The sequence below is a fragment of the Streptomyces sp. NPDC051963 genome, assembly GCF_044593495.1.
Taxonomy (GTDB): Bacteria; Actinomycetota; Actinomycetes; order Streptomycetales; family Streptomycetaceae; genus Streptomyces.
The window spans coordinates 207909-231720 of record NZ_JBIUCC010000009.1; the positions used below are offsets into that span (position 1 = coordinate 207909).

Here is a 23812-nt window from a genome sequence, read left to right on the forward strand (position 1 = left end):
CCAAGAGAAACGGTCGGCTCCGGGGACGCCCGGGGCCGTCCGGCGGGAACACACCAGGATCGCCCCATGAGCGGTTCTGGACCGCCCCCGGATACGGCCAAGTGACCGTACGAGGATGCGTCAAAAGGTTGCGGCGGTCCCGCCCATCCAGCACGATGCGTACGAAGCCCCAAGTCCCGCCACGAACAACTGCATTGCCCTGTACTGGCACTACCAGAGGTCCAGACCATTCGCGCGCCCCGTACGCGCCGGGTCGCCGACCCAGGGCACACAAGGCCAGCGGCGCAACCCCCCGGCGCCGCTACCCAGGCACCGGCGCTGCCCTGACGTCGGTGCTGACCAAAGAAGGGCCCCGCGGCTCAAGCCCGCGGGGCCCTTCGCTTTGGGTGCGTGCAGTCGCCCCCCGGAGTCCGTGCAGCCGACGGACCGGCCCTCCCTCGAACGGGTGTGACTCAGGCCACATAAAAATTCTGTGAAGTGGAGGGCAACCGTTCACAGGGTTCGTGGATCAAACCATGCGTACCAAGGGCCACACCCGCGCCGTACAACGCGAGGCCCCTCCAATCCAACGCGTGCTGCCGACGGCAGCACACCCGGACTCCCGAGGTCTGCATGAAGCTTCGCCGTGCCATGGTGGCCGCGGCTGCGACGGCTGCCATAGCCCCGCTCGCACTGCTGTCCGCGCCCGCCGCGTTCGCGGAAGAGTCGGCCACCCCGACCGCCACCGAGACCGTCACCGAGACGCCCTCCGGCACCCCGAGCGACCCGGCCACGGCGACGCCGACCGACACCACACTCCCGACGGACACCCCGCCGACCACCGTCGCGCCGACGAACTCCGCGCCGACCGGGAGCCCCGCGCCCAGCGAGAGCGAGCCGGGCGAGCCCGAGCCGTCCGAGCCGGCCGAGCCGAGCGAGGACCCGTCGGACCCGAACGTCCCGTACTGCGAGGACCTCGACGAGGACTTCACCGACGCCAAGGTGTCCGCGGACATCAAGGGCCTGCCGGGCAAGATCGTCGCGGGCGACGGCTACCACGCCTTCAAGCTGGTCGTCACGAACGAGTCGAGCACCGATGTCGAGGGCGTCGCCTTCTACGCCGAGATCGAGAACTACGAGCTCGACGAGTCGAAGTACCTGAGCCCCTACGTCGACCTGGAGTTCAAGAACCCCGAGTCCGGCTCCTGGGACCGGATCGGCGACTCCGAGTGGGCCGGCGACTACTTCTTCGGCGTCGATTCGCTGAAGTCGAAGGCCAGCCAGACGGTCGACCTGCGCGTCAGCATCGACGCCAAGGCACCCGCCGGTGACGCCTACTCCTTCGCCTCCGGCGCCTACCTCGACAACATCGACGGCCAGGACTGCATCGCCGAGGGCTGGGCACAGTACGACTTCGAGGTCCTGAAGGCCGGCGCCGAGAACCCGGACCCGGGCACCGCCGCGCCGAGCGACAACGGCAGCAAGGGCTCGGTGAAGAAGCCGCAGGGCAGCCTCTCCGACCTGCCGACCGGCAACCTCGCCGACACCGGCGCCAACTCCGCGCTGCCCACCATCGGCCTGGTCAGCGGCGTCGCGATCGTCGCCGGTGCGGGCGCGGTGTTCGCGATGCGCCGCCGGAAGACCGGGGCGAACGCGTAACCAGAGCTTGACGCAAGACAGAGAAGGACCTGCGCTCGGAGGGGGGCGCAGGTCCTTCTCTTTGTGTCGGCCTTGGCTACTTCTTCGGCGGCACCGCCGGTATCCCCAGGAACGGCAGCCTCAGCGCGCCGAACGCGTCCGCCGGGACCACCGGCGACTTCGGCTCGACCGGCTTCAGCCGCTCGTACGGCACACCCTGCGCGGGACGCGGGTCCGCCTCGCCCTGGTTGGGCCAGTACGACATCGCCCGCTCGGCCTGGGCGGTGATGGTGAGCGAGGGGTTCACACCCAGGTTGGCGGAGACCGCGGCGCCGTCGACGACGGAGATGCCGGGATGGCCGTAGAGGCGGTGGTACGGGTCGATCACGCCGGTCTCGGGCGAGTCGCCGATCGGGCAACCGCCGAGGAAGTGGGCGGTGAGCGGGGTGCCCATCAGTTCGCCGACGTTGGAGCCGGCGAAGCCGTTGATCGACTCCGCGATCGCCGTCGCCCCCTGGGAAGCCGCCCTGATCTGCTTGGGGTTGGGGGCGCCGTGACCCTGGCGGGCGGTCAGCAGGCCTTTGCCCACGCCGTCCGGTTTCAGGTACGTCGTCAGGGAGTTGTCCAGCGACTGCATCACGAGGCCGATGATGGTCTTCTCCGACCAGCGGCGGTTGGAGAGGGAGCGGAGCACCAGGAGCGGGTGGCGCGCGGCGTTCTTCAGCCAGGCCGCGACACGCGACGCGCCTTCGGCGTAGGGGACCTGGAGGATCGACAGGCCGCCCATCGAGTTGGAGCCCTTGCCGTAGCGGACCGGTTCGATGTGGGTGTCGGCGTCCGGGTGGATCGAGGACGTGATGGCGACACCGCGCGTGAAGTCGACCCTGCGCTCGCCGGTGACCTTGCGGTAGCGCCGGTTGTCGGTCTGCGCGCCGACCAGGGCCTCGGAGTTGGTGCGGGTGAGCTCGCCCAGCCGTCCTGAGAGATAGGGGAGTTGGCCGGTGTTCTTCATGCGGTGCAGCAGCGTCTGGGTGCCGTAGGTGCCGGCGGCGAGGACGACTCGGCGGGCCTTGAAGGTGCGGCCCTCGTCCTTCTTCTTGTTGTCCGTGGACAGCGTGGCCACCGCGTACCCGCCCTGCGAGTCGTCGGTGACCGCGACGACCGTCGTCATGGGGTGCACGACCGCGCCCGCCTTCTCGGCGAGGTGGAGGTAGTTCTCGTTCAGGGTGTTCTTCGCCCCGTGACGGCAACCCGTCATGCACTCCCCGCACTCGGTGCACGCCTTGCGCACCGGGCCCGCGCCACCGAAGTACGGGTCATCGGTCTGCCCACCGGGCGCCGCCTTCGCGCTCCCGTCGGCGTCCTTGCCGTCCCCGAAGAACACGCCGACCGGCGCCATGTGGAAGGTGTCCCCCACGCCCATCCGCTCGGCGGCCGCCTTCAGGTGCACGTCCGACGGGGTAATGGTCGGGTTGAGCCGTACGCCGAGCATGCGCTGGGCCTGGTCGTAGTACGGCTTCAACTCCTCCTCCCAGTCGGTGATGTCACGCCACTGGGGGTCGTCGAAGAACGGCTTCGGCGGTACGTAGAGGGTGTTGGCGTAGTTGAGCGAGCCGCCGCCCACGCCTGCGCCGGCGAGGACCATGACGTTTCCGAGCAGATGGATCCGCTGGATTCCGTACATGCCGAACTTGGGGGCCCAGAGGTAGTTCTTCAGGTCCCAGGAGTTCTTGGGGAGGGTTTCGCGGGTGAAGCGGCGGCCGGCCTCCAGGACGCCTACGGTGTATCCCTTCTCGGTGAGGCGGAGGGCGGTGACGGAACCGCCGAAGCCGGAACCGACGACGATGACGTCATAGTCGTAAGCGTCATTGCTCACGCGCTGTCTCCTCTTACCGGAACCGGAATGCCTTCATGAGCCGCAGGCTCCGGCTCATGAACTGGGCGTACTTCTCGTCGTCCATCCCCAGCGAGGGCGCCATCGGCAGCAGCCGCTGCTGGGCCACCGTCTGGACCTCGGTGTACTTGAGGATGCCCTCGGAGCCGTGGCGGCGGCCGAGGCCGGAGTCCTTCATGCCGCCCATGGGGGACTGGACGCTGCCGTAGGCGGGCGCGTAGCCCTCGTTGACGTTGACCGTGCCGGTGCGCAGCCGGGCGGCGACCGCGCGGCCGCGGCTGCCGTTCTTCGTCCAGACGGAGGAATTCAGGCCGTACGGCGTGGAGTTGGCGAGCTCGACGGCCTCGTCCTCGGTGCTGAAGCGGTAGATCGACACGACCGGGCCGAAGGTCTCCTCCGCGCAGACCGACATGGGTTCCGTCACGCCGTCGAGGATGGTCGGCTCGAAGAAGTACGGGCCGATGTCCGGGCGGGCCACGCCGCCCGCGACGACCTTCGCACCCTTCTCGACGGCCTCGTCGACGTGCCGGGTCACCGTCTGGAGCTGGCGCTCGCCGACCAGCGACCCCATGTCGGCGCCGTACGCGAGGGACTTGCCGAGCCGCATCGCCTTGGTGCGGGCGGCGAACCGCTCCAGGAAGACATCGGCGATCGACTCATGGACGTACAACCGCTCGATGGAGATGCAGAGTTGGCCCGCCGAGGAGAAGCACGCGCGGACCGCGCCCGCCGCCGCCTTGTCGACGTCGGCGTCGTCGAGGACCAGCATGGCGTTCTTGCCGCCGAGTTCGAGGGAGACACCGACCAGGCGGGCGGCGGCGCCCTGGGCGACCTCGCGGCCGGTGCGGGTGGACCCGGTGAAGGAGACGTAGTCGGCGTGCTTGACGACCTCGGGGCCGACGACGGGGCCCTCGCCGAGGACGACCTGGAAGACGTCGGCGGGCAGTCCGGACTCGATCAGCAGGTCCCGGGCCCACAGCGCGGTGAGGCACGTCTCCGTGTCCGGCTTCATGACGACCGCGTTGCCCGCGGCGAAGGCCGGCAGCGCGTCGCCGACCGACAGCTCGAAGGGGTAGTTCCAGGGGGCGATCTGGCCCACGACGCCTCGCGGGTGCCGCAGTTCGGTGACGCGGGTGAGCACGGGGATGGCGCCGGTGTGCCCCTTGGGCCTCAGATACGCGGGAGCCCTACGGCCGTAATGGCGGGCCGCGACGGCGACGGCCTGCACCTCCTCGTGGGCGTGCAGCCGCGCCTTGCCGGTCTCCAGCTGGATGAGGTCGAGGACCTCGGCCTGGCGTTCCAGCACCAGGTCGTGGAAACGGAGCAGGACGGCAGCGCGCTGCCGTACCGGAACCTGCGCCCAGACGGACTGGGCCCTGCGGGCCGCCTCGAAGGCCTGCTCCACATCCTCGGGCGTGGAGTCGGGCAGGTCGGCCAGCTTCTCGCCGGTGAACGGCGTGTGACTGGCGGTCCGGCCCGATCCGGCCACGCCCTTGGTGAGCTGTGCGATCAGCTCGGGGGTGACCACGTCGGCGGCGGTACGGGCGCCCGCCGGAGCGGGGGCGAGCGGGTTGGTGCCGGTCTTTTCCGTGCCGGTCTTCTCAGGGGCCTGCGAGTCCGTCATGAGCCGCAGGGTATTCCGCGGCGGAGGCTTTGTGTACCCGGCGGTAATAGGGATTCACCGAGTACTCACACGGCGCCAGCGATCACTGGCAACGAATGCGCTGATCAGGGCGTTGGCCTGGGACGATCAGCGGTCGTTCAGTTCTTTCCGATCTCGAGACGGTCACGGGCGCCCTTGAACGCCGCCGTGCCCTTCTTCTCGTCCGCCGTCCCCTTGGGCATGTCCACGCGCAGTTCGTACATTCGGCTGTCGTCGGTGAGGATCATCAGCTCCATGACCCTCGTGGGGTATTCCTTCAGGTCGTAGGTGGTGTCGGCGAGTACGGCCTCGTAGCCGTCGACGGTGGTGCGCGTGTACTGCGTCCGCGCGTCCCCCTTGTAGCTGTCCCAGCCGGCGTGCGCCTCCTGGGCCTGGCCCATCGGTGAGCGGGGCGCCTTGTCCCACTGGGTGAGGCGGATCTGGACGGTCTCACTGTCGTCCGCGTAGATCACGATCCGCGGCTGGACGCCTGCGTTGCCCTGCCGGGCGTACTCGTCGTAGCCGGTCGGGACGGAGAGGACTGCGCCCATCTCCTCCTCGGGGTGCGCGGTCCACGGCTCGGACGTGGCGCCGGTCCCTTCGGTGCCGGGAGCCGAGGTGGTGCGGTCGGTCGCGGCTCCGCTGTCGGTGTGGTCGACGAGGGAAGTGCCGAGCCAGATGCCACCGGCGAGGAGGGCTCCGAGCAGGGCGGCGGGGAGGGGGTGGCGGAGGAGGGCGGGGCGGCGGGAGGTGGGGGTGGGCGGGGCCTCGGGGGTGGAGGCGGCGGCCTCAGGAGTGGGGGTGCTGTCCGGGGTGGGGCGCGGCTCCTCGGGAGTGGGCAGCGGCTCCTCGGGAGTGGGCTCGGGCTCCTCAGGGTCGGGCTGCGGTTTCTCGGCGTCGGGCTGCGGCTCCTGCGGAGCGGGCTTAGGTGTGGTGTCGGGTGCGGTACCCGGTGCCTTTGCCGGGACCGGGTCGGCGCCAGGGACCGGGACCGGGGCAGACACCTCGCCTGAAAGCTGTACCGTCCCGACATCGTCGGCGAACTCCCTCAGCTCGGAGGCATCCTGAGCCTCCGTCACCGGCGCACCCGTCACGTCGGCCGTCGGCCACCGTCCGGCCGCCGCCTCCAGGATCTTGCCGACCTCATCCGGTTCCGGCCGCCGCTCGGGCTCCTTCACCAGCATGCGCACGATGAGCGACCCGAGCGGTCCGGCCTGCTTGGGCTCGGGCGGATCGGCGGCGAGGATCGCGGCGAGGGTGGACTCCAGCGTCGTACGGCGGAAGGGCGACCACCCTTCCACGGCCGCGTACAACAGCACGCCCAGGGACCACAGGTCGGAGGCGGGACCGGCGCCGCGGCCGGACATGCGCTCGGGGGCGATGAATTCGAGGGAGCCGACGAACTCGCCGCTGAGGGTGAGAGATTCCTCGCCCTGGACATGGGCGATACCGAAGTCGGTGAGGACGACGCGGCGGTGCGGGCCGAGGAGGACGTTGGCCGGCTTGACGTCGCGGTGGACGATCCCGACGGCGTGCGCGGCACGCAGCGCGCCGAGGACGGCGAGGCCGACCCGGGCGGACTCGGCGGGTTCCAGCGGTCCGCGTTGCAGCACCTCGTGCAGGGACTCCCCGCGGACCAACTCCATGACGATCCAGGGGAGTCCGTCCTCGACCACGACGTCATGGATGGAGACGGCCGAGGGATGATCGACGCGGGCGGCGGCGCGGGCCTCGCGGTAGAGCCGGTGGGCGGCGCGCTGGTGGCCCGCGTCCTCCGGGTCGCCCGGCAACCGCGGCTGCTTGACGGCGACTTCGCGCTGCACGAGTTCGTCGAGCGCCCGCCAGACGGTGCCCATCCCGCCGGAGCCGATGCGCTCGACCAGCCGGTAGCGCCCACCGACCAGCCGGCCCTTGGGCCCTGCCGCGCCCCCGTCGTTGCTCATGCCCCATGACTACCGTGCAGGATGGCTCTTTGTCGACGCGATGCCTTGCGATCAGGCCGTATCAGGGCCTACGGCTTGCCGATGTCCAGGTTGGCGATCGTCACCCGCGCCACCTCACGCCCGCGCTCCGTGAAGTCGCCCTTGCCCGGATAGCTGATCGTCACCTTGTACATGTCGCCGGCCGTGGTCTTGTAGTAGAAGATCTTCAGCTCGCGGGGGCGCGGGTTCTGGCTGTCGGTCGTGGTGTACGTGACCGTGTTCTCGGCCGACTGCCTGCCCTGGTACGTGGTCCCCTTCGGCCTCGTCCGAGCGCCTTCCGGCATGGCGAAGTCGTAGTCGCCCTGGTCCTTGAACACCTCGTTGTCCGCGTACATTTCGGCAGCCGCGGAGTTCTTGATCTCGTTCGAGGTGTCCTCGGACTTCCTGGCCAGGTTCACGCCGATCCAGAGGCTGCCGCTCCAGTCGGAGTAGGTGACCCAGTTCTTGTCCGTGTCGTCGGCGTCCGGCCTGCCGACCTGGTAGCTCGCGGGCACTTGCAGTGTCACACCGAGCTTCGGGTTCGCCCGTTTCGTCCAGCCGTCCGGCACGGACCCCGCGAACGGGTCGGCGATCACCAGATACGCCGCCACCGCACCCGCGACGACCGCCGCGCCGATCCCGGTCAACGCCTTGCGCCCCAGCCGGACGCCGCCCTTGCCGCCCTCGGTGATCCGCACGGCCTGCGTGGCGGCCGGGGCCGGCGGATCGGCGGCCTGCTCCAGCAGCGCACGCGTCTGCCCCGCGTTCGGGCGGCGGGCCGAGTCCTTCTGGAGCAGGCCGTTGATGGCCTCGGCGAGCGGGCCGGAGGCCGAAGCGGGCGGTGCGGGCGCGGCGTTGAGGACGGACTGGAGGGTGGCCGGGGTGTTGCTGCGGCGGAACGGCGAGACACCCTCCGTCGCCGCGTACAGGACCACGCCCAGGGACCACAGGTCGCTCGCCGGGCCGGGGCGCTGGCCCAGCACCCGCTCCGGGGCGATGTACTCCGGCGAGCCGACGAAGCCGCCGGTGTCGGTCAGGTTCGTCTCGCCCTCGATCTGCGCGATGCCGAAGTCGGTGAGGACGACACGGTCGTGACGGCCGAGAAGTACGTTGTCCGGCTTGACGTCCCGGTGCAGGATGCCCGCCGCGTGCGCGGCCTCCAGCGCGCCCAGCACCTCAAGGCCGATTCTCGCCGCTTCCCGGACCCCGAGGGTGCCCTCCTGGAGCGCGTCGCCCAGTGAACGGCCCTGCACCAGCTCCATCACGATCCACGGCTGACCGTCCACGACCGCGACGTCATGGACGTTCACCACCGCCGGGTGGTCGAGCCGGGCCGCGGCACGTGCTTCGCGGCGCATCCGCTCGAAGGCGTTGGCGCGTTCACGGTCGGGAAGATGGTCCGGTATACGGGGCTCCTTGACGGCGACCTCGCGGTCCACCGTCTCGTCCTTGGCCCGCCACACCGTGCCCATCCCGCCGTGCCCGAGCTTGGCCAGCAGCCGGTAACGACCCGCGATCAGCCGCCCGGCGCCCGGCTCCTGAACGGGCGGGGACTGCTGCGGCACCACTTGGGTCGGAGACGCGTACGGGTTGTCGGGGTGCGGCACCGCCGCGGGCGGGTGCGGCGGTTGCAGACTGAAACTCGTTGGCTCGTCGGCCCCGTAAGGGGCTCCCCCGTTGCTGCTCATGGATCCATGCATATCGCGGCAGGCGCTCCAGGATCCACAGGGAACGCATTCCGGTCACAGAGCCGTGACTCAGCTTGCCGCTTATATTCCTTTTATTCCCGTACGAACATGTCGAGTCATGCCCGTACGAACATGTCGAGCGCCACGTCGAAATAGGCCCGCGCCTGCCGCGCCTGCCCGACCGGTGCCGACACCTGGAGTTCGTAGAACCGGCCGCCCTCCTGCCAGCACAGTTCATACGCGCGCCGCGCCATGTCCGCTCCGTTCCAGGTGAACTCCCAGCGGGCGGCGGGGTGTCCGTGGTGCGTGGTGGCGGTGACCCGGCCGTCGCGGTAGCCGGCGTGGGCGTCCGGCCCCTTCGCGTGTGCGCGCCGCATCGCGCCCAGGGGTCCGCCGGGCTCGGGCGGGGTGGCCCGGACACTCAGGCGGAAGGTTTCTCCACGTGATACGTACAGCCCCGGAGCTCGACGCGTGAACCCCTCCGGCACGGCCAACGAGAATCCCGCCGGTTCCTCGACGACCCGGTAACCCGAGGGAGCGGTCACCGTCGCCGTGGCACCCGGCGTACCGTCCCCGCCGTTCATGAGCAGCGCCGCCGCCGACACCCCCGCCCCCGCGGTCGCGGCGGCCAGCAGCGCCGCCACCAGCACGCGCCGCCGCCGGTACGCCACGGCCTGCGGCGCCAGTCGCCCCGTATCGAGGAAGTCCCGCAGCATCCGCTCGGCCTGCTCCGCGTCCAGCCGCCGGTCCGGATCACGGTCCAGCAGCCCTCGTACGACGGGCAGCAGCGGCTCGGCCTGGACGGGCGGACGTATGTCGTCGGCGACCACCGCGTGCACGATGCCGCCCAACGAGTCGCGCCGGAACGGCGATTCACCGCTCAGGGCCGCGCACAGCAGAGCGCCCAGCGACCACAGGTCCGACTCGGGGCCGGTGCGGACGCCGGTCATGCGCTCGGGCGCGGTGTACTCGGGCGAGCCGACGAAGGAGCCGCTCTCGGTGAGCGTGGTGGCCCCCGCCAGCCGGGCGATGCCGAAGTCGGTGAGGACGACGCGGCCGGTGGCCGGCTCCAGCAGGACGTTCGCGGGTTTGAGGTCCCGGTGCAGGACACCGGAAGCGTGTGCGGTGCGCAGCGCGCTGAGCAGGGCGATGCCGATCCGGGCGGCCTCGGGGGCGTCGAGCGGGCCGTGTGCGGAGATGTGGTCGGCGAGGGAGCCGCCGTCGATCAACTCCATGACGATGTACGGGCGTTCGTCATGTTCCACGACATCGTGGACGACGATGATGTGCGGGTGGCCCAGCTGGGCGACCGCGCGGGCCTCGCGCAGAGTGCGGTCACGCTGCTGCCGGACCTCGTCCGCGGAGAGGGTCTCGTCAGGGAGCAGTTCCTTCACCGCCACCTGCCGGCCGAGGAGTTGGTCCGTCGCCCGCCAGACGACGCCCATGCCACCACGGCCCAGCCGCGCCTGAAGCCGGTAACGACCCGCGATCAGACGGGGATTGCCCCATCGGCCGTCCCCCTGCTCCCCCTGGGTCCCCATGCGCCCCATCATGCCGCAACGGACGGATGCCCTCCGGGGCGGCGACCGGCCAAGTCAGGGACGGTGGCCGAAAGTTCAGGATGTGCTCGGCGGCTCCCGCCAGCTCCTCAGCACCGAGTCGAACTGCTCGCGCGTGGTCGACCAGTCCTCCGCGGGCGACGCCATGAGGATCGCGTACTCGGTACCGTCCCGGCCGATGTACGCCTCATCTATCGCGCGGTACGGCCCCGGGTAGTCCATGTCCTTGGGCAGCGCGGTCCATGTGTACTCCCACAGCGACGCAGGGCGGTCGCGGTAAATGTCCTTCTTCAGCGTCACCGTGTTGTAGTCGACCAGTCGCTCCGAGAGCGTCTGATCGAGGTTCTTCTGGTGCTCTACGGGGTCCGCGAAGTCCGGTGCCTTGTCGATGGCGATCCGGACGAGGTGCGTGCCACCGTCAGGGCTGTAGTCGATCTGCGTGAGCCCGCCCGCGTCGCCGAAGACAGAGCGTTCCCAGCCCTTGGGCAGGGAGAGGCCGAAGCCGACCGGGTCGTCGATGGCCTCCCAGCCGTCGGGGACCGAGCCGCCGGTCTCCGTGGGGCTCGGCGAGGTGGACGGCGACGGAGTAGGAGTGGGCGTGGGAGACACCGATGTGTCGTCCGTCTGCCTGCCCTCGTCCCACTTCTGCCAGGCCACGGCGCCACCCCCGCCGATCAGCGCGGCGAGTACGACGACCAGCGCGATCGTGCGCAGCCGGCGGCCCTTGGGCCGGGCGGGGGCGGGCGCCCCGGTGCCGGTCGGTGGCCCGAACGCCGTCGGTCCCGTGACGGGCGGGTACGGCGTGGCTGCGTCCGGCCTCTGAGGCCCCTGCGGCACATGTGCGGTGCCCGTCTCATGGCGGGTGGCCACATGTTGCGTCGGCACATACACCTGCGCCCCGCTCGGCCGCCGCCCCTCCGCGGCCTCCGCGAGCATCTGCTCGGCGGTCGATGAGTCGGGCCGTTCGGCCGGATCCTTGCGCAGCAGGGCGGTGATGACGTCGCCGAGCGGGCCGGCGTTCCGCGGCGCGGTGGGCTCCTCCTCGACGACGGCCTGCATGGTGCTCAGCGGCGAGGTGCGGCGGAACGGCGATCTGCCCTCCACCGCCGTGTACAGCGTGGCGCCCAGGGCCCACAGGTCGGAGGACGGACCCGGATCATGGCCGCGGACGCGCTCGGGGGCGAGGTAGTCGACCGAGCCGACGACCTCTCCGGTACGGGTGATCGTGTTGTCGCCCTCGATCTGCGCGATGCCGAAGTCGGTGAGGAGCACCCGCCCGTCGTGCGAGAGCAGGACGTTGCCGGGCTTCACATCCCGGTGCAGGACTCCGGCGGAGTGCGCGGCACGCAGCGCGCGCAGCACCCACACGCCGATCCGGGCCGTCTCCTCCGGTGCGACGCGTCCCTGTTCCTTCACCGCGTCGGCGAGCGAGTGGCCCTCCACCAGCTCCATCACGATCCACGGCCTGCCGTCGTGCTCCAGCACATCGTGCACGGTGACGACGGCGGAGTGGTTGATCCGCGCGGCCGCGCGCGCCTCGGCCCGGGTACGGGCGAGGAGTCGCTCCTGTTCGCTCTCGGAGACGTAGAGCGCGGCGGTCAGCTCCTTGATCGCGACCGCTCGGTGCAGCACCTCGTCATGCGCGCGCCACACACGGCCCATGCCGCCGCTGCCGATCGAGTCGGCGAGCCGGTAGCGGCCCGCGAGGAGCAGGCCCTGCATCTGATTCACGTTGCCCCGCAATGGTCTTGACAGGGTCAGACTAAGGATCGACCCGCCCGCTGGGAACCGCGGGGGTACCGCGGAGACCGCACTGTGATGGTTGTCGCTTCTGGGCGCGAAAGTGAACCAAGCCCGCGGACACCGTCAGCCGGTGAACTGGTAGGTGGCCGCGGCCTGCTCGTACAGCCGCGTCACCTCGTCCCGCTCGGCCTCCGGGCCGCGCAGTTGCAGCACGTGATACCGCCCGTCGATCAGGATCGCGAGGTTGCGCACGAACAGCTCGCGGTCGTCGGCGTCGGTCCAGGTGAACTGCCCCTCGGCCATGGTCCGTCCGCCGACCTGGATCGTCTTCAGCCCGGTGGAGGTGGCCCAGCTGGAGTCGCGGTACGGCTGCAACTCGGGCTCCTCCTCCCGCTGGTACGCCATCGGATCGCTGCCGTACTGGCCCGAGGTGTCCCGCCCCGGTACGACGATGAGCTCGAAGTCGTCGTGCGAGTAGACGACTTGCCCCCGCCCGTTCTTCGGCGTCCGGTCCCAGCCGTTGGCGACGGCGACGGCGAAGCCCTCCTGGTCCGTGCGCAGGGCGAAGCCGTCGGGGAGCTCGGGGGTGTCGGTCTGCGGCTCGTCGGATCCGGCCGACGTCGAAGGGCTGTCCGTGCCCGGTGAGGTCTGGTCGGGCCGCGGCTCACTGCTGGCCTCGGGCGACTGCGCGGGTGCCTCGCCGACCTCACCGGCGGACCCGGTCCGGTCGGTGGTATCGGCGCCGCTGGTGTCCGACTTGGGCATGAACAGCATGGCGTACGCGATCGCCGCGGCCATCACCAGCAACACCAGCAGCAACAACGTACGGCCGAGACTCCGCGGCGAACGGCCCTGCCGCGACGCCCGCTTGTGCCGCCCGTGCGCGCTCGTCGCCGGCAGCCCGGCGCGCCGTCTGCGCACCAGCTCGCCCTTGCGCCGCACGATCGGCAGCCGCTTCGGGTCGGCGGGCGGCGCGGCGACGACATGCACTCCGGCCTCGGGCTCGGGCGCCGACCGCACCAGCGAACGCAGCCAGCCCCGCAGCTCCTCGAACTCCAGCCGCTCGGTCGGGTCCTGGCGCAGCAGCGACTCGACCACCGGCCGCAGCGCACCGCACTCCTCGGCGAAGGCGGGCGGCTCCGCGCACACCAACTGCACCAGCTCGGCCGTCGACTCCTCCGGATACGGCGCATGCCCCTGCACGGCCCGGAAGAGCAACGCCCCCAGCGCCCACAGATCGGTGGCCGGCCCGATCGGCGCCGCCAACTGCCAGTTCTCGTGCACGGGCCCCGCCTGCTCCGGCGCCCACCGCTCCGTCACCGGCCCCACCACGGCCATCCGCGCCTGCCGCGCCCGCTCGGCCGCCAACGCACTGTCCGGCCCCCGCCGCACCGGCGCACCGGCCACGAGGTCGTCCCAGCGACTGGGGGGCGGGGTCGGGGAGACACCGTCGGGGGGCGGGGAAGCTCCGGGGATGGGAATGGGCACGGGGATGGGCCCCGGGACTCCGGGGACGGGAGCGTGTCCGCCAGAGGTGGGCGCGGGCCCGTTCCCTCCGGAAGGGAGCGCCGTACGGCCTCCCTGCCCGCTGCCCTGTCCAGCGCCTCGCCCATCGGCCCCGGCCTGCACACCACGCGGCACGGCCCCGTGCCAGGAGGCGCCGCCCGTGCCGTAGGGGTCGGCGATCTGCCCCGGAGCCCCGCCCGCGCCCGGCGACGCGACGCCGTTGCCCAGAACATTTGGCTGATTCTCGACACCCTGGCCGGAGGGGTACGACGACTGGTCCGCGTTGAATCCGGAGGGGGAGGGCGGGTGAGGCGCGCCCGTCATCCCGTCGGCATACGGCGACTGGCGCGAGCCGCTCCCATCGGCGTACGGCGAGTGAGGTGCGCCGCCCCCGTCGGCGTACGGAGCGTGATGGACATCGTTTCCGTCCGCGTACGGCGCGTGACGGGCGTCGATGCCATCGGGATACGTCGGCCGAAGCGCCCCGCCCCCCGGGGCGAACGGCCCCTGTGCCGAGCCCTCGGTCTGTGCGGGCGGGGTGCCCTCGGGGGAGGGGCGGGCCCCGGGGAGGGCGGCCCGGCTGTTCTGCTGCGCCTCCTGGACGCGGGCCGCGGCCCGGGCGCCCGCTCGATACGCGGCGATCGCTCCGGCGCGCGCGGCCCGGATGTCGCCGCCGGCTTCGGGGGCCCTGCGGGCGAGTTCGCTCGACGCACTCGTGCCGTTCGCCGCTTCCGCCCCGACCGCCGGCAGTCCCCCGGCTGCCCGGGCCTCGATCGCGGCCCGCCTCGCAGCCTCGGGATCGGCTTCGACGGGACCGGAACCACCACCACCGAAGCCACCAGGGCTCACAGGGCCACCGGCACCGCCGAACCCCCTGGAAGCCCCATGGACACCGGACCCGCCGCCCTCACGTCCGTCACCGAAGCCCGGGCCCGGGCCCGCTGCCGGACCACCGTCGGCGTCCTCGGCCGGTACCGGGTCGTAACCGCACAGCGCCTCCTCCGCCGCCCCGACCGCGAGGCCGGTCAGCATGACGCGGCCGTCGTCGCAGATGAGGACCGTGCGGGCGGTGATGTTGCGGTGGACCCAGCCGTGGGCGTGGAGGACGCGCAGGGCCATCAGGACGTCGGAGGCGACCTCGGCCGCCCGGTACGGGGTCAACGACTGCTCGGCGAGCAGGGCGGCCAGCGGCCGTGCGGCCACCAGTTCGCTGACGATCCACAGCGAACCGCCCTCGGCGAACACGTCGAAGACCTGGTCGAGCCGGGGATGGTCGGGAATCCGGGCCGCGGCCTGCGCGGCATCGACGGCGCGTCGCACCGCCGGGTCGGTGGGCCGCCGGGTGGCCGTACGCACCGGAGGACGCCGCGCACCACGCTCCCGCGCCGCGAATCCGTCCGGCAGCCGCGCGGTGAACCCGTCCGGCAGCCCCTCCGCGTCGAGCACCTCGGCCTCGACGACCTCCGGCAACGGCACCTGACGGACCAGGACTTCCTGCCCGCTGTAGGTGTCGAAGGCCCGGGTCTCGGTGAGTTCGTACTCGTCGGACGGCGGCAGCGGCAGGCGGTAGCGGTCGGCGAGTACCCGACCCGCATAGTCGTCCACGTTGCCTCCCCCGGCCGCCCGGTTGGTCAATTCCGTTCGCCTTGCGGCCCGTTCTGGATGCGTACGGTCCGCAACCATTCACGATACGTGCCGGAGGCAACCCGCAATGAGGGGATGACAGATCTCATGCCCGATTACCCCGGGCCGCTCACCTCACGACTTGGGTTCGAAGCTCTTCGCCAGCGTCTGCCAGGTGCTCTTGCGCAGATCGCTGTCCCAGTTCGCGGCTTTCGCGGTGTACATCAGCGCGTATCCGTGGTCATCGTCCACGACGAACCCGCGGTCGATGGTCCGGTACTTCGTCCCGCTCTCCGAATAGGTGAACTCCCAGTCGGCCGTGTTCCAGCCGCGGTAGCTCACCGCCTCTATTCGGATCTTCTTGTACTGGGAGCGCGACATGTACTGCTCCTGGCTCTTCCAGTCCGCCACCGGGTCGTCCTTGGGCGTGGACGTCCAGGCGATGAGCAGCTTCTGCCCGTCGGGCCCGGTGAAACGGTCACCCGAAGCCCCTGAGGTCTGGAACTTCCACCCCTTGGGCAGCCCGATCGAGTACTGGCCGCCCTGGTGCGTGGTCTCCACCCCGGCGGACCCGCCGGCCTCCGCGCCACTGTCGCCGGACGCACCCGCACTCGGCGTGCTCCCGGAGTTCGACCCGGCCGTCGACCCGGAACCCGCGGACTCCGTCGCCTCGACGTCCGTGCCCGTCCCCCCGCCCGCGTCCTCCTTGGTCGAGGCGCTGGCGCTCGTGGATGCCGAGGGCTTGGTGCCCCCGCCGTTCGCCGAGTCCTTCCCGTCGTCGTCACCGCCGCCGAGCGTCAACGCCAGCACCGTGCCGAGCACGGCGAGCACCAGTACCGCCGCGATGATCACCAGCGTCCGCTTCGGCACCACGTCGGTGAGCGGCGCCCGGGGGACGGACCGCGGCGGCAGGTCCGGCGGCGGCACCACGGGCCACCCCGAACTCCGGCCGGCCGCAGCCGCCTTCGTGCCCTGCGAGCCACGGTCCTCGGACGTCCCGCCCGAGGCCGATGCCGTACTCGGCTGCACCGGGTCGGTCGCGCCGACGTCTTCGGAGGCCGAACCCGCCGTGTCCCTCGTGGACTTGGTGCGGGCCGTGGCGGCGGCCGCGGTCGCCGCCCCTGCCGACACGGCGGCCTTCCGCACGGAACGCAGCGCGCCCCGCAGCCGCTCACCCGCCTCCGCGCCCGGCGAACCACCCTTGTCCGCAGGCTCGTCCGGCTGCGCGGGCAACGGCACGACCCTCGTCGCGTCCGCCGGCGGCTCCGGCTCGGCCTCCTTCAGCGCGGGTGCATGGATCACGGCATTGAGCATGGCCCGCGCACCGGCGTCGTCCAGCCGCTTGGCCGGGTCCTTGGTGAGCAGGCCGTAGATGACGTCCTTGAGCGGTCCCGCGTTCTTCGGCTCCTCCAGCGGCTCGGTCATCACCGCGGTGAGCGTCGCGATCGCGGAACCCTTGTCGTACGGCGGGGCACCCTCGACCGACGCGTACAACAGCCCGCCGAGCGACCACAGGTCGGCAGCCGGTCCCGGCTTGTGCCCGCGGGCCCGCTCCGGGGAGATGTAGGAGGGCGCGCCGACGAGCATGCCGGTCGATGTGATGGACGGGTCGCCCTCGACCTGCGCGATACCGAAGTCGGTGAGCACGACCCGGTCGGTGTCGGACTCCAACAGGACGTTCGACGGCTTCACGTCCCGGTGCAGGATGCCCTCGCGGTGCGCGGACCGCAGCACGTCGAGGACCGCGAGGCCGACCTCGGCCGCTCGCCTGGGTTCCAGCAGGCCGTCCTCCCGGATGACCTCGGCGAGCGACTTGCCCTCGACGAGCTCCATCACGATCCACGGCCGGTCGTCCTCTTCGACCACGTCGAAGACCGTCACCGCGCTGTTGTTGCGGATCCGCGCGATCGCCTTGGCCTCGCGCAGCGTGCGCGTGATCAGCCGTCGCTTCTCGTCCTCGTCGATGTTGGACGGAAATCTGAGCTCCTTGACGGCAACCGTCCGGCCCAGGGTTTCGTCCTCGGCACGCCAGACCGTGCCCATGCCGCCGCGGCCGAGCACATCTCCCAGCCGGTACCGCCCGGCGAGGAGACGTGCGCTCTTGTCCTGACGGGATGTCCCCGCCCGCTCCGCCTCCGACATGCGTCCCCTCATGCAACCCGCCCTGACAGAGCCTCCATTGTCCCTCACCCGGCAAGTGCCCGACGCCCAGGGGGCCCCTGGGGCCGCAGCGAGGCCCATCGACGCCACCGCTTCGGACACTACTGTCCGTTCCTGTGTCCCCCGGCCCCCTCGCCCTCGCCTCGGCCGGCTCCCGAGCGCAGTCAACACCGCCCGCCGACGCGGCCCTTCCGCCGCTGGTCACACGGGGGAAGGCACCCGCTGCGCCCGGGAGACAACAGGGCCCTACAGGCCTACAGGCCTACAGGCCTACAGGCCTACAGGCCTACAGGCCTACAGGCCTACAACGGCACGATGTCCGGCGCCCCCAGCCGTGCCGCGTCCGCCGTCAGGTCGTCCGGCTGACGCTGCGACTCCCGCTCCGCCTCCACCCGCTTTTCGTAGTGCTGGATCTCGCGCTCGATGTGGTCCTTGTCCCAGCCGAGGACCGGCGCCATCAGTTCGGCGGCCTCGCGGGCACTGCGCGTCCCCCGGTCGAAGGTCTCGATGGAGATGCGGGTGCGGCGGGTCAGCACGTCGTCCAGGTGCCGTGCGGCCTCGTGCGAGGCGGCGTACACGACCTCGGCACGCAGATAGTCGTCGGCGGCCTGGAGGGGCTCGCCCAGCGTGGCGTCCGCGGTGATGAGTTCGAGGACCTCCTCCGCCATCGCGCCGTACCGGTTCAACAGGTGCTCCACGCGCACCACATGGAGTCCCGTGCGGGCGGCGATGCGGGCTCGCGCGTTCCACAGCGCCCGGTATCCCTCGGCGCCGATCAACGGGACGTCCTCGGTGACGCATTCGGCGACCCGCAGGTCGAGGCCGTGCACCGCCTCGTCCACCGCGTCCTTGGCCATCACGCGGTACGTCGTGTACTTGCCGCCCGCCACGACCACCAGTCCCGGCACCGGATGGGCGACGGTGTGCTCGCGCGACAGCTTGCTCGTGGCGTCCGACTCGCCCGCGAGCAGCGGACGCAGTCCCGCATACACGCCCTCCACGTCGTCGCGCGTCAGCGGCACCGCGAGCACGGAGTTCACATGCTCCAGCAGATAGTCGATATCGGCGCTGGAGGCGGCCGGGTGTGCCTTGTCGAGATCCCAGTCGGTGTCGGTCGTGCCGATGATCCAGTGCCGGCCCCACGGGATGACGAACAGCACGGACTTCTCGGTGCGCAGGATCAGGCCGGTCGTGGAGTGGATGCGGTCCTTGGGCACGACCAGGTGGATCCCCTTGGAGGCGCGGACGTGGAACTGCCCCCGCTCCCCCACGAGCCCCTGTGTGTCGTCGGTCCACACGCCCGTGGCGTTGACGACCTGCTTGGCGCGGATCTCGTACTCCCCGCCCCCCTCCACGTCCTGCACCCGGGCGCCCACCACGCGTTCGCCCTCGCGCAGGAAACCGGTCACGCGCGCGCGGTTGGCGGTCTTCGCGCCGTACGCCGCGGCGGTGCGCACCAGGGTCGCCACGAAGCGGGCGTCGTCCATCTGGGCGTCGTAGTACTGCAACGCGCCGACCAGCGCCTCCTTCTTGAGGGCGGGGGCGACGCGCAGGGCGTGACGGCGGCTCAGGTGGCGGTGCACAGGCAGGCCCCGGCCGTGGCCGCGGGCCATCGACATCGCGTCGTAGAGCGCGACGCCCGAGCCGGCGTACAGGCGCTCCCAGCCCTTGTGTTGCAGTGGATACAGGAACGGCACCGGCTTGACGAGATGCGGGGCCAGCCGCTCCAGCAGCAGCCCGCGCTCCTTCAGCGCCTCCCGAACGAGCGTGAAGTCCAGCATCTCCAGATAGCGCAGGCCGCCATGGATCAGCTTGCTGGACCTGCTCGATGTGCCCGATGCCCAGTCACGCGCCTCGACCAGTCCTGTGGACAGGCCGCGCGTCACGGCGTCGAGGGCGGTGCCCGCACCGACCACACCGCCGCCCACGACCAGCAGGTCCAGCTCGTGCTCGGCCATTGCTGCGAGTGACTCGGCGCGCTGCGCCGGTCCCAGTGTCGCTGTCCTCACCGCTGCCTCCCGCTGTCGGTCGCGCAGGTCCCACCCGTCGGGTGAACCCCGTACGTCTCCCCCATGCCCAAATTCTGACCGGCTTGCCCGACTTCAGCCACCGCCCATCCGCCGACCTGTGGACAACTTCCACCGGCTCGCGAGAAGACACACGAAGACACAGGAAAATCAATGCCGCATAACGGTCATATTTACTCCTAGTGTGACATTGCGCTGGCCTGTCCTGTCCACAGGGTTTGCGCACCTGTCCCGCTTCGGCTACTGGGAAGGACGGCCCACGTCATGCCCGCAGATCTCGCCGTCATCGGTCTCGGCCCGTACGGCCTGCCTCTGGCCCAGGCCGCAGTCGCCGCCGGCATCCCTACGCTCGGTTACAAGACCGGGCCCGAGCCCGGCTCCCTCAGCCCCGCGGAACTGCGCCGGATGCTCTCGGGGGGTTTCCGGCCGACCACCAACCCGGCGGAGCTGGGCCGGGTGCGTACCGCCGTCATCTGCGCGCCGACCCCACGGTGCGCGGACGGCGGGCTCGACCTGGGCCAGGTGGAGGCCGCTGCGCGCACCCTGGCCGCCCGGCTGCGCCCGCACACCACGGTGATCCTCGAATCCGCCGTGCAGCCGGGTACCACCGAGGAATTCCTCCGCCCGCTCCTCGAAGAGGGCTCGGGACTGCGCGCGGGGCGTGACTTCCACCTCGCCTACTCCCCCAGCCGGGTCGACCCCGGCAACCGCGACTTCACCCCGGCCAACACCCCCAAGGTGATCGGCGGCCTCACCCCCGCCTGCACCGAGTCGGCCGCCGCCTTCTACGGCCGCCTCACCGACAAGGTGGTACGCGCGCGTGGTCCGCGCGAGGCCGAGACCGTGCAGCTCCTGGAGAACAACTTCCGGCACGTCAACGTCGCCCTGGTCAACGAGATGGCCGTCCTCTGCCACGACCTGGGCGTCGACCTCTGGGACGTGATCCGCTGCGCGGAGACCAAGCCGTTCGGCTTCCAGACCTTCCGCCCCGGACCCGGCGTCGGCGGCCACTCCGTCCCGCAGGACCTGACCGGCCGAGGGGGCCGCAGCCTGCGCATGGTCGAACTCGCCCAGCAGGTCAACAACCAGATGCCCCGCTACGTCATCCAGCGCGCCGCCGCCCTCCTCAACGAGCACGGCAAGTCGGCCCGTGGCGCGCGCGTGCTCCTCCTCGGCATCACCTACAAGCCCGACCTCGCCGACCAACAGTCCACGCCCGCCCAGGAGATCGCCGTCCGGCTGATGGAGCTCGGCGCCTCCGTCAGCTACCACGACCCCTACATCCCGTCCTGGAACGTCCTCGACCGCCCGGTGCCGCGCGCGGACTCCCTGTACGAGGCCGCGGCCGACGCCGACCTCACGATCCTGCTCCAGCAGCATCGGACGTACGACCTCCAGGGCCTTTCGGTGAAGGCGCAGCTGCTGCTCGACACACGCGGGGCCACGCCCACGGGGGCGGCGCACCGGTTGTGAAAGGGGCCCGGTCGCCCCCTCCGGGTGACCGGGCCCCTCCGCTCGGGCCAGGTGCGGCGTCAGCGCTTGTGCTGCGAATCCGCCACCGTGACCTCGACCCGCTGGAACTCCTTCAGCTCGCTGTACCCGGTCGTGGCCATCGCCCGGCGCAGTGCACCGAAGAAGTTCATGGAGCCGTCCGGGGTGTGGGACGGGCCCGTGAGGACCTCCTCGATCGTGCCGACGGTGCCGAGGTCGACCTTCTTGCCGCGCGGCAGCTCCTCGTTGACCGCCTCCATGCCCCAGTGGTGGCCCTGGCCCGGCACATCCGTGGCACGGGCGAGCGGGGAGCCCATCATCACCGCGTCCGCACCGCAGGCGATCGCCTTCGGCAGGTCGCCGGACCAGCCCACGCCGCCGTCGGCGATCACATGGACGTACCGGCCGCCGGACTCGTCCATGTAGTCGCGGCGGGCGGCCGCCACATCCGCCACCGCCGTGGCCATGGGGACCTGGATGCCCAGCACATTGCGTGTGGTGTGGGCCGCGCCGCCGCCGAAGCCGACCAGGACGCCGGCCGCGCCGGTGCGCATCAGGTGCAGGGCCGCGGTGTAGGTGGCGCAGCCGCCGACGATCACCGGGACGTCGAGTTCGTAGATGAACTGCTTCAGGTTGAGCGGCTCGTGCGAACCGGAGACATGCTCGGCGGACACCGTCGTACCGCGGATGACGAAGATGTCGACGCCCGCGTCCACGACCGCCTTGGAGAACTGGGCCGTGCGCTGCGGGGAGAGCGCGGCGGCGGTGACCACGCCCGAGTCGCGCACCTCCTTGAGGCGCCGGCCGATCAGCTCCTCCTTGATGGGGGCGGCGTAGATCTCCTGGAGGCGGCGGGTGGCCGCCTCGACGGGCAGGCCGACGATCTCGTCGAGCAGCGGCTGCGGGTCCTCGTACCGCGTCCAGAGGCCTTCGAGGTTCAGTACGCCGAGGCCGCCGAGCTCGCCGATGCGGATCGCGGTGGCCGGGGAGACGACCGAGTCCATGGGGGCGGCCAGGAAGGGCAGGTCGAAGCGGTAGGCGTCGATCTGCCAGGTGATCGAGACCTCCTTCGGGTCCCGCGTACGGCGGCTCGGGACGACGGCGATGTCGTCGAAGGCGTACGCCCGGCGGCCGCGCTTGCCGCGCCCGATCTCGATCTCAGTCACGTGTGTGGCCTTTCCCTGATGCGTTTCAGCGTCTTCCAGTATCGCCGACGGGTACGACAAGGGCGGCCCCGGAGCATCCGGGGCCGCCCTTGGACACGCTTCACGCGCGTGTGCGTCTCACTTGCTGCGGCTGTAGTTGGGCGCCTCGACCGTCATCTGGATGTCGTGCGGGTGGCTCTCCTTGAGGCCCGCGGAGGTGATCCGCACGAAGCGGCCCTTGGTCTCCATCTCCCCGATGGTGGCGGCACCCACGTAGCCCATGGTCTGGCGGAGACCGCCGACGAGCTGGTGCAGCACGTTGGCCAGCGGGCCGCGGTAGGGCACCTGGCCCTCGATGCCCTCGGGCACGAGCTTGTCGTCGGCGGAGACCTCGGCCTGGAAGTAGCGGTCCTTGGAGTACGACCGGCCCTGGCCGCGGGACTGCATGGCGCCGAGCGAGCCCATGCCGCGGTACGACTTGAACTGCTTGCCGTTGATGAACTGAAGCTCGCCGGGCGACTCCTCACAGCCCGCGAGGAGGCTGCCCAGCATCACCGTGTCGGCACCGGCGGCCAGCGCCTTGCCGATGTCACCGGAGTACTGGAGGCCGCCGTCACCGATGAGCGGGACACCGGCCGCACCGGCGGCGAGGGACGCTTCGTAGATGGCGGTGACCTGCGGGACGCCGATACCGGCGACCACTCGGGTCGTACAGATCGAGCCGGGGCCCACGCCGACCTTGATGCCGTCGACACCGGCGTCGATCAGGGCCTGGGCGCCGTCGCGCGTGGCGACGTTGCCGCCGATCACGTCGACGTGCACGCTCGACTTGATCTTCGACATCCAGCTGAGCGCGTTGCTGTTGTGGCCGTGCGAGGTGTCGACGACCAGGAAGTCCACACCGGCCTCGGCGAGCGCCTGGGCGCGCTCCAGCGCCTCGGGGCTGGCGCCCACGGCCGCACCGACGATGAGCCGGCCCTCGGAGTCCTTGGCCGCGTTCGGGTACTGCTCGGCCTTCACGAAGTCCTTGACCGTGATGAGGCCCTTGAGGATGCCCGCGTCGTCGACCAGCGGCAGCTTCTCGATCTTGTGGCGGCGCAGCAGCTCCATGGCGTCCGCGCCGGAGATGCCGACCTTGCCGGTGACCAGCGGCATCGGGGTCATGACCTCACGCACCTGGCGGGAGCGGTCGCTCTCGAAGGCCATGTCGCGGTTGGTGACGATGCCGAGCAGCTTGCCTGCCGGGTCGGTGACCGGGACACCGCTGATCCGGAACTTGGCGCACAGGGCGTCGGCCTCGACGAGGGTCGCCTCCGGGTGCACCGTGATCGGGTCGGTGACCATGCCGGACTCGGACCGCTTCACCAGGTCGACCTGGTTGACCTGGTCCTCGACGGAGAGGTTGCGGTGCAGCACGCCGACGCCGCCCTGGCGGGCCATCGCGATCGCCATGCGGGACTCGGTGACCTTGTCCATGGCCGCCGAGAGCAGCGGGATGTTCACACGGACATTGCGGGAGATACGGGACGAGGTGTCGACCGCGTTGGGGAGCACCTCGGATGCGCCCGGCAGCAGCAGCACGTCGTCGTAGGTCAGCCCGAGTGTCGCGAATTTTCCGGGCACTCCGTCGACGTTGGCAGTCATGACACCTTCCCCAAATGGCCTTGATCGGTGCGGATGTCCATGCTAACGGGAAGCATGGGTCGCAAATTCCACGGTCCTGGGTGACCCGGGGCTTCGTATGTTCGTACGGAGT

The 23812-nt window shown here is 71.0% G+C and carries 13 protein-coding genes; 2 read left to right on the forward strand and 11 right to left on the reverse strand.

Annotated elements, in window-relative coordinates; all coding sequences use genetic code 11:
* The first annotated feature begins 612 nt into the window (after positions 1-612).
* The gene (locus ACIHFB_RS35325; RefSeq protein WP_400129052.1) at positions 613-1638 is read left to right on the forward strand and encodes a cell wall protein; all 1026 of its coding nucleotides are present in this window, start codon (positions 613-615) and stop codon (positions 1636-1638) included.
* A 76-nt stretch (positions 1639-1714) separates the two neighbouring features.
* On the opposite strand, the gene ACIHFB_RS35330 is transcribed toward ACIHFB_RS35325, so the two are convergent.
* The 9 genes from ACIHFB_RS35330 to ACIHFB_RS35370 all read right to left on the reverse strand — a co-directional run bounded on the left by ACIHFB_RS35330 (position 1715) and on the right by ACIHFB_RS35370 (position 19402).
* Positions 1715-3493, reverse strand: coding sequence for a GMC family oxidoreductase N-terminal domain-containing protein (locus tag ACIHFB_RS35330; RefSeq protein WP_400129053.1), 1779 nt, complete (start codon positions 3491-3493; stop codon positions 1715-1717).
* Positions 3494-3506: 13 nt separating this feature from the next.
* The gene (locus ACIHFB_RS35335; protein WP_365280919.1) at positions 3507-5135 is read right to left on the reverse strand and encodes a succinic semialdehyde dehydrogenase; all 1629 of its coding nucleotides are present in this window, start codon (positions 5133-5135) and stop codon (positions 3507-3509) included.
* Positions 5136-5272: 137 nt separating this feature from the next.
* A complete protein-coding gene (locus ACIHFB_RS35340) occupies positions 5273-7096 on the reverse strand; it encodes a protein kinase (RefSeq protein WP_365280922.1) in 1824 nt (607 codons plus the stop codon).
* 68 nt (positions 7097-7164) lie between these two features.
* Complete coding sequence (locus tag ACIHFB_RS35345; protein WP_365280925.1) at positions 7165-8802, reverse strand: serine/threonine-protein kinase; 1638 nt, start codon at positions 8800-8802, stop codon at positions 7165-7167.
* Between the two features lie 116 nt (positions 8803-8918).
* Positions 8919-10343: a serine/threonine-protein kinase gene (locus ACIHFB_RS35350; RefSeq protein WP_400129054.1), complete on the reverse strand. Its 1425-nt coding sequence runs from the start codon at positions 10341-10343 to the stop codon at positions 8919-8921.
* A 75-nt stretch (positions 10344-10418) separates the two neighbouring features.
* Positions 10419-12083, reverse strand: coding sequence for a serine/threonine-protein kinase (locus ACIHFB_RS35355; RefSeq protein WP_400129055.1), 1665 nt, complete (start codon positions 12081-12083; stop codon positions 10419-10421).
* A gap of 144 nt (positions 12084-12227) precedes the next feature.
* Complete coding sequence (locus ACIHFB_RS35360; protein WP_400129056.1) at positions 12228-15215, reverse strand: protein kinase; 2988 nt, start codon at positions 15213-15215, stop codon at positions 12228-12230.
* 153 nt (positions 15216-15368) lie between these two features.
* Entirely contained in the window at positions 15369-17375 is a 2007-nt protein-coding gene (locus ACIHFB_RS35365) for a serine/threonine-protein kinase (RefSeq protein ID WP_400129182.1), read from the reverse strand.
* A 320-nt stretch (positions 17376-17695) separates the two neighbouring features.
* Complete coding sequence (locus ACIHFB_RS35370; RefSeq protein WP_365280937.1) at positions 17696-19402, reverse strand: glycerol-3-phosphate dehydrogenase/oxidase; 1707 nt, start codon at positions 19400-19402, stop codon at positions 17696-17698.
* 282 nt (positions 19403-19684) lie between these two features.
* On the opposite strand from ACIHFB_RS35370, the gene ACIHFB_RS35375 reads away from it, so the two are divergent.
* On the forward strand, positions 19685-20893 hold the full coding sequence (locus ACIHFB_RS35375; RefSeq protein WP_400129057.1) for a nucleotide sugar dehydrogenase: 1209 nt from the start codon (positions 19685-19687) through the stop codon (positions 20891-20893).
* Positions 20894-20952: 59 nt separating this feature from the next.
* Here the strand turns inward: ACIHFB_RS35375 and ACIHFB_RS35380 are convergent, their stop codons facing one another.
* Positions 20953-22077 carry a GuaB3 family IMP dehydrogenase-related protein gene (locus tag ACIHFB_RS35380; protein WP_365280945.1) on the reverse strand — a complete coding sequence of 375 codons (1125 nt, stop codon included), beginning with the start codon at positions 22075-22077 and terminating at the stop codon, positions 20953-20955.
* Between the two features lie 117 nt (positions 22078-22194).
* Complete coding sequence (gene guaB / locus ACIHFB_RS35385; RefSeq protein ID WP_365280948.1) at positions 22195-23700, reverse strand: IMP dehydrogenase; 1506 nt, start codon at positions 23698-23700, stop codon at positions 22195-22197.
* Positions 23701-23812: the final 112 nt, after the last annotated feature.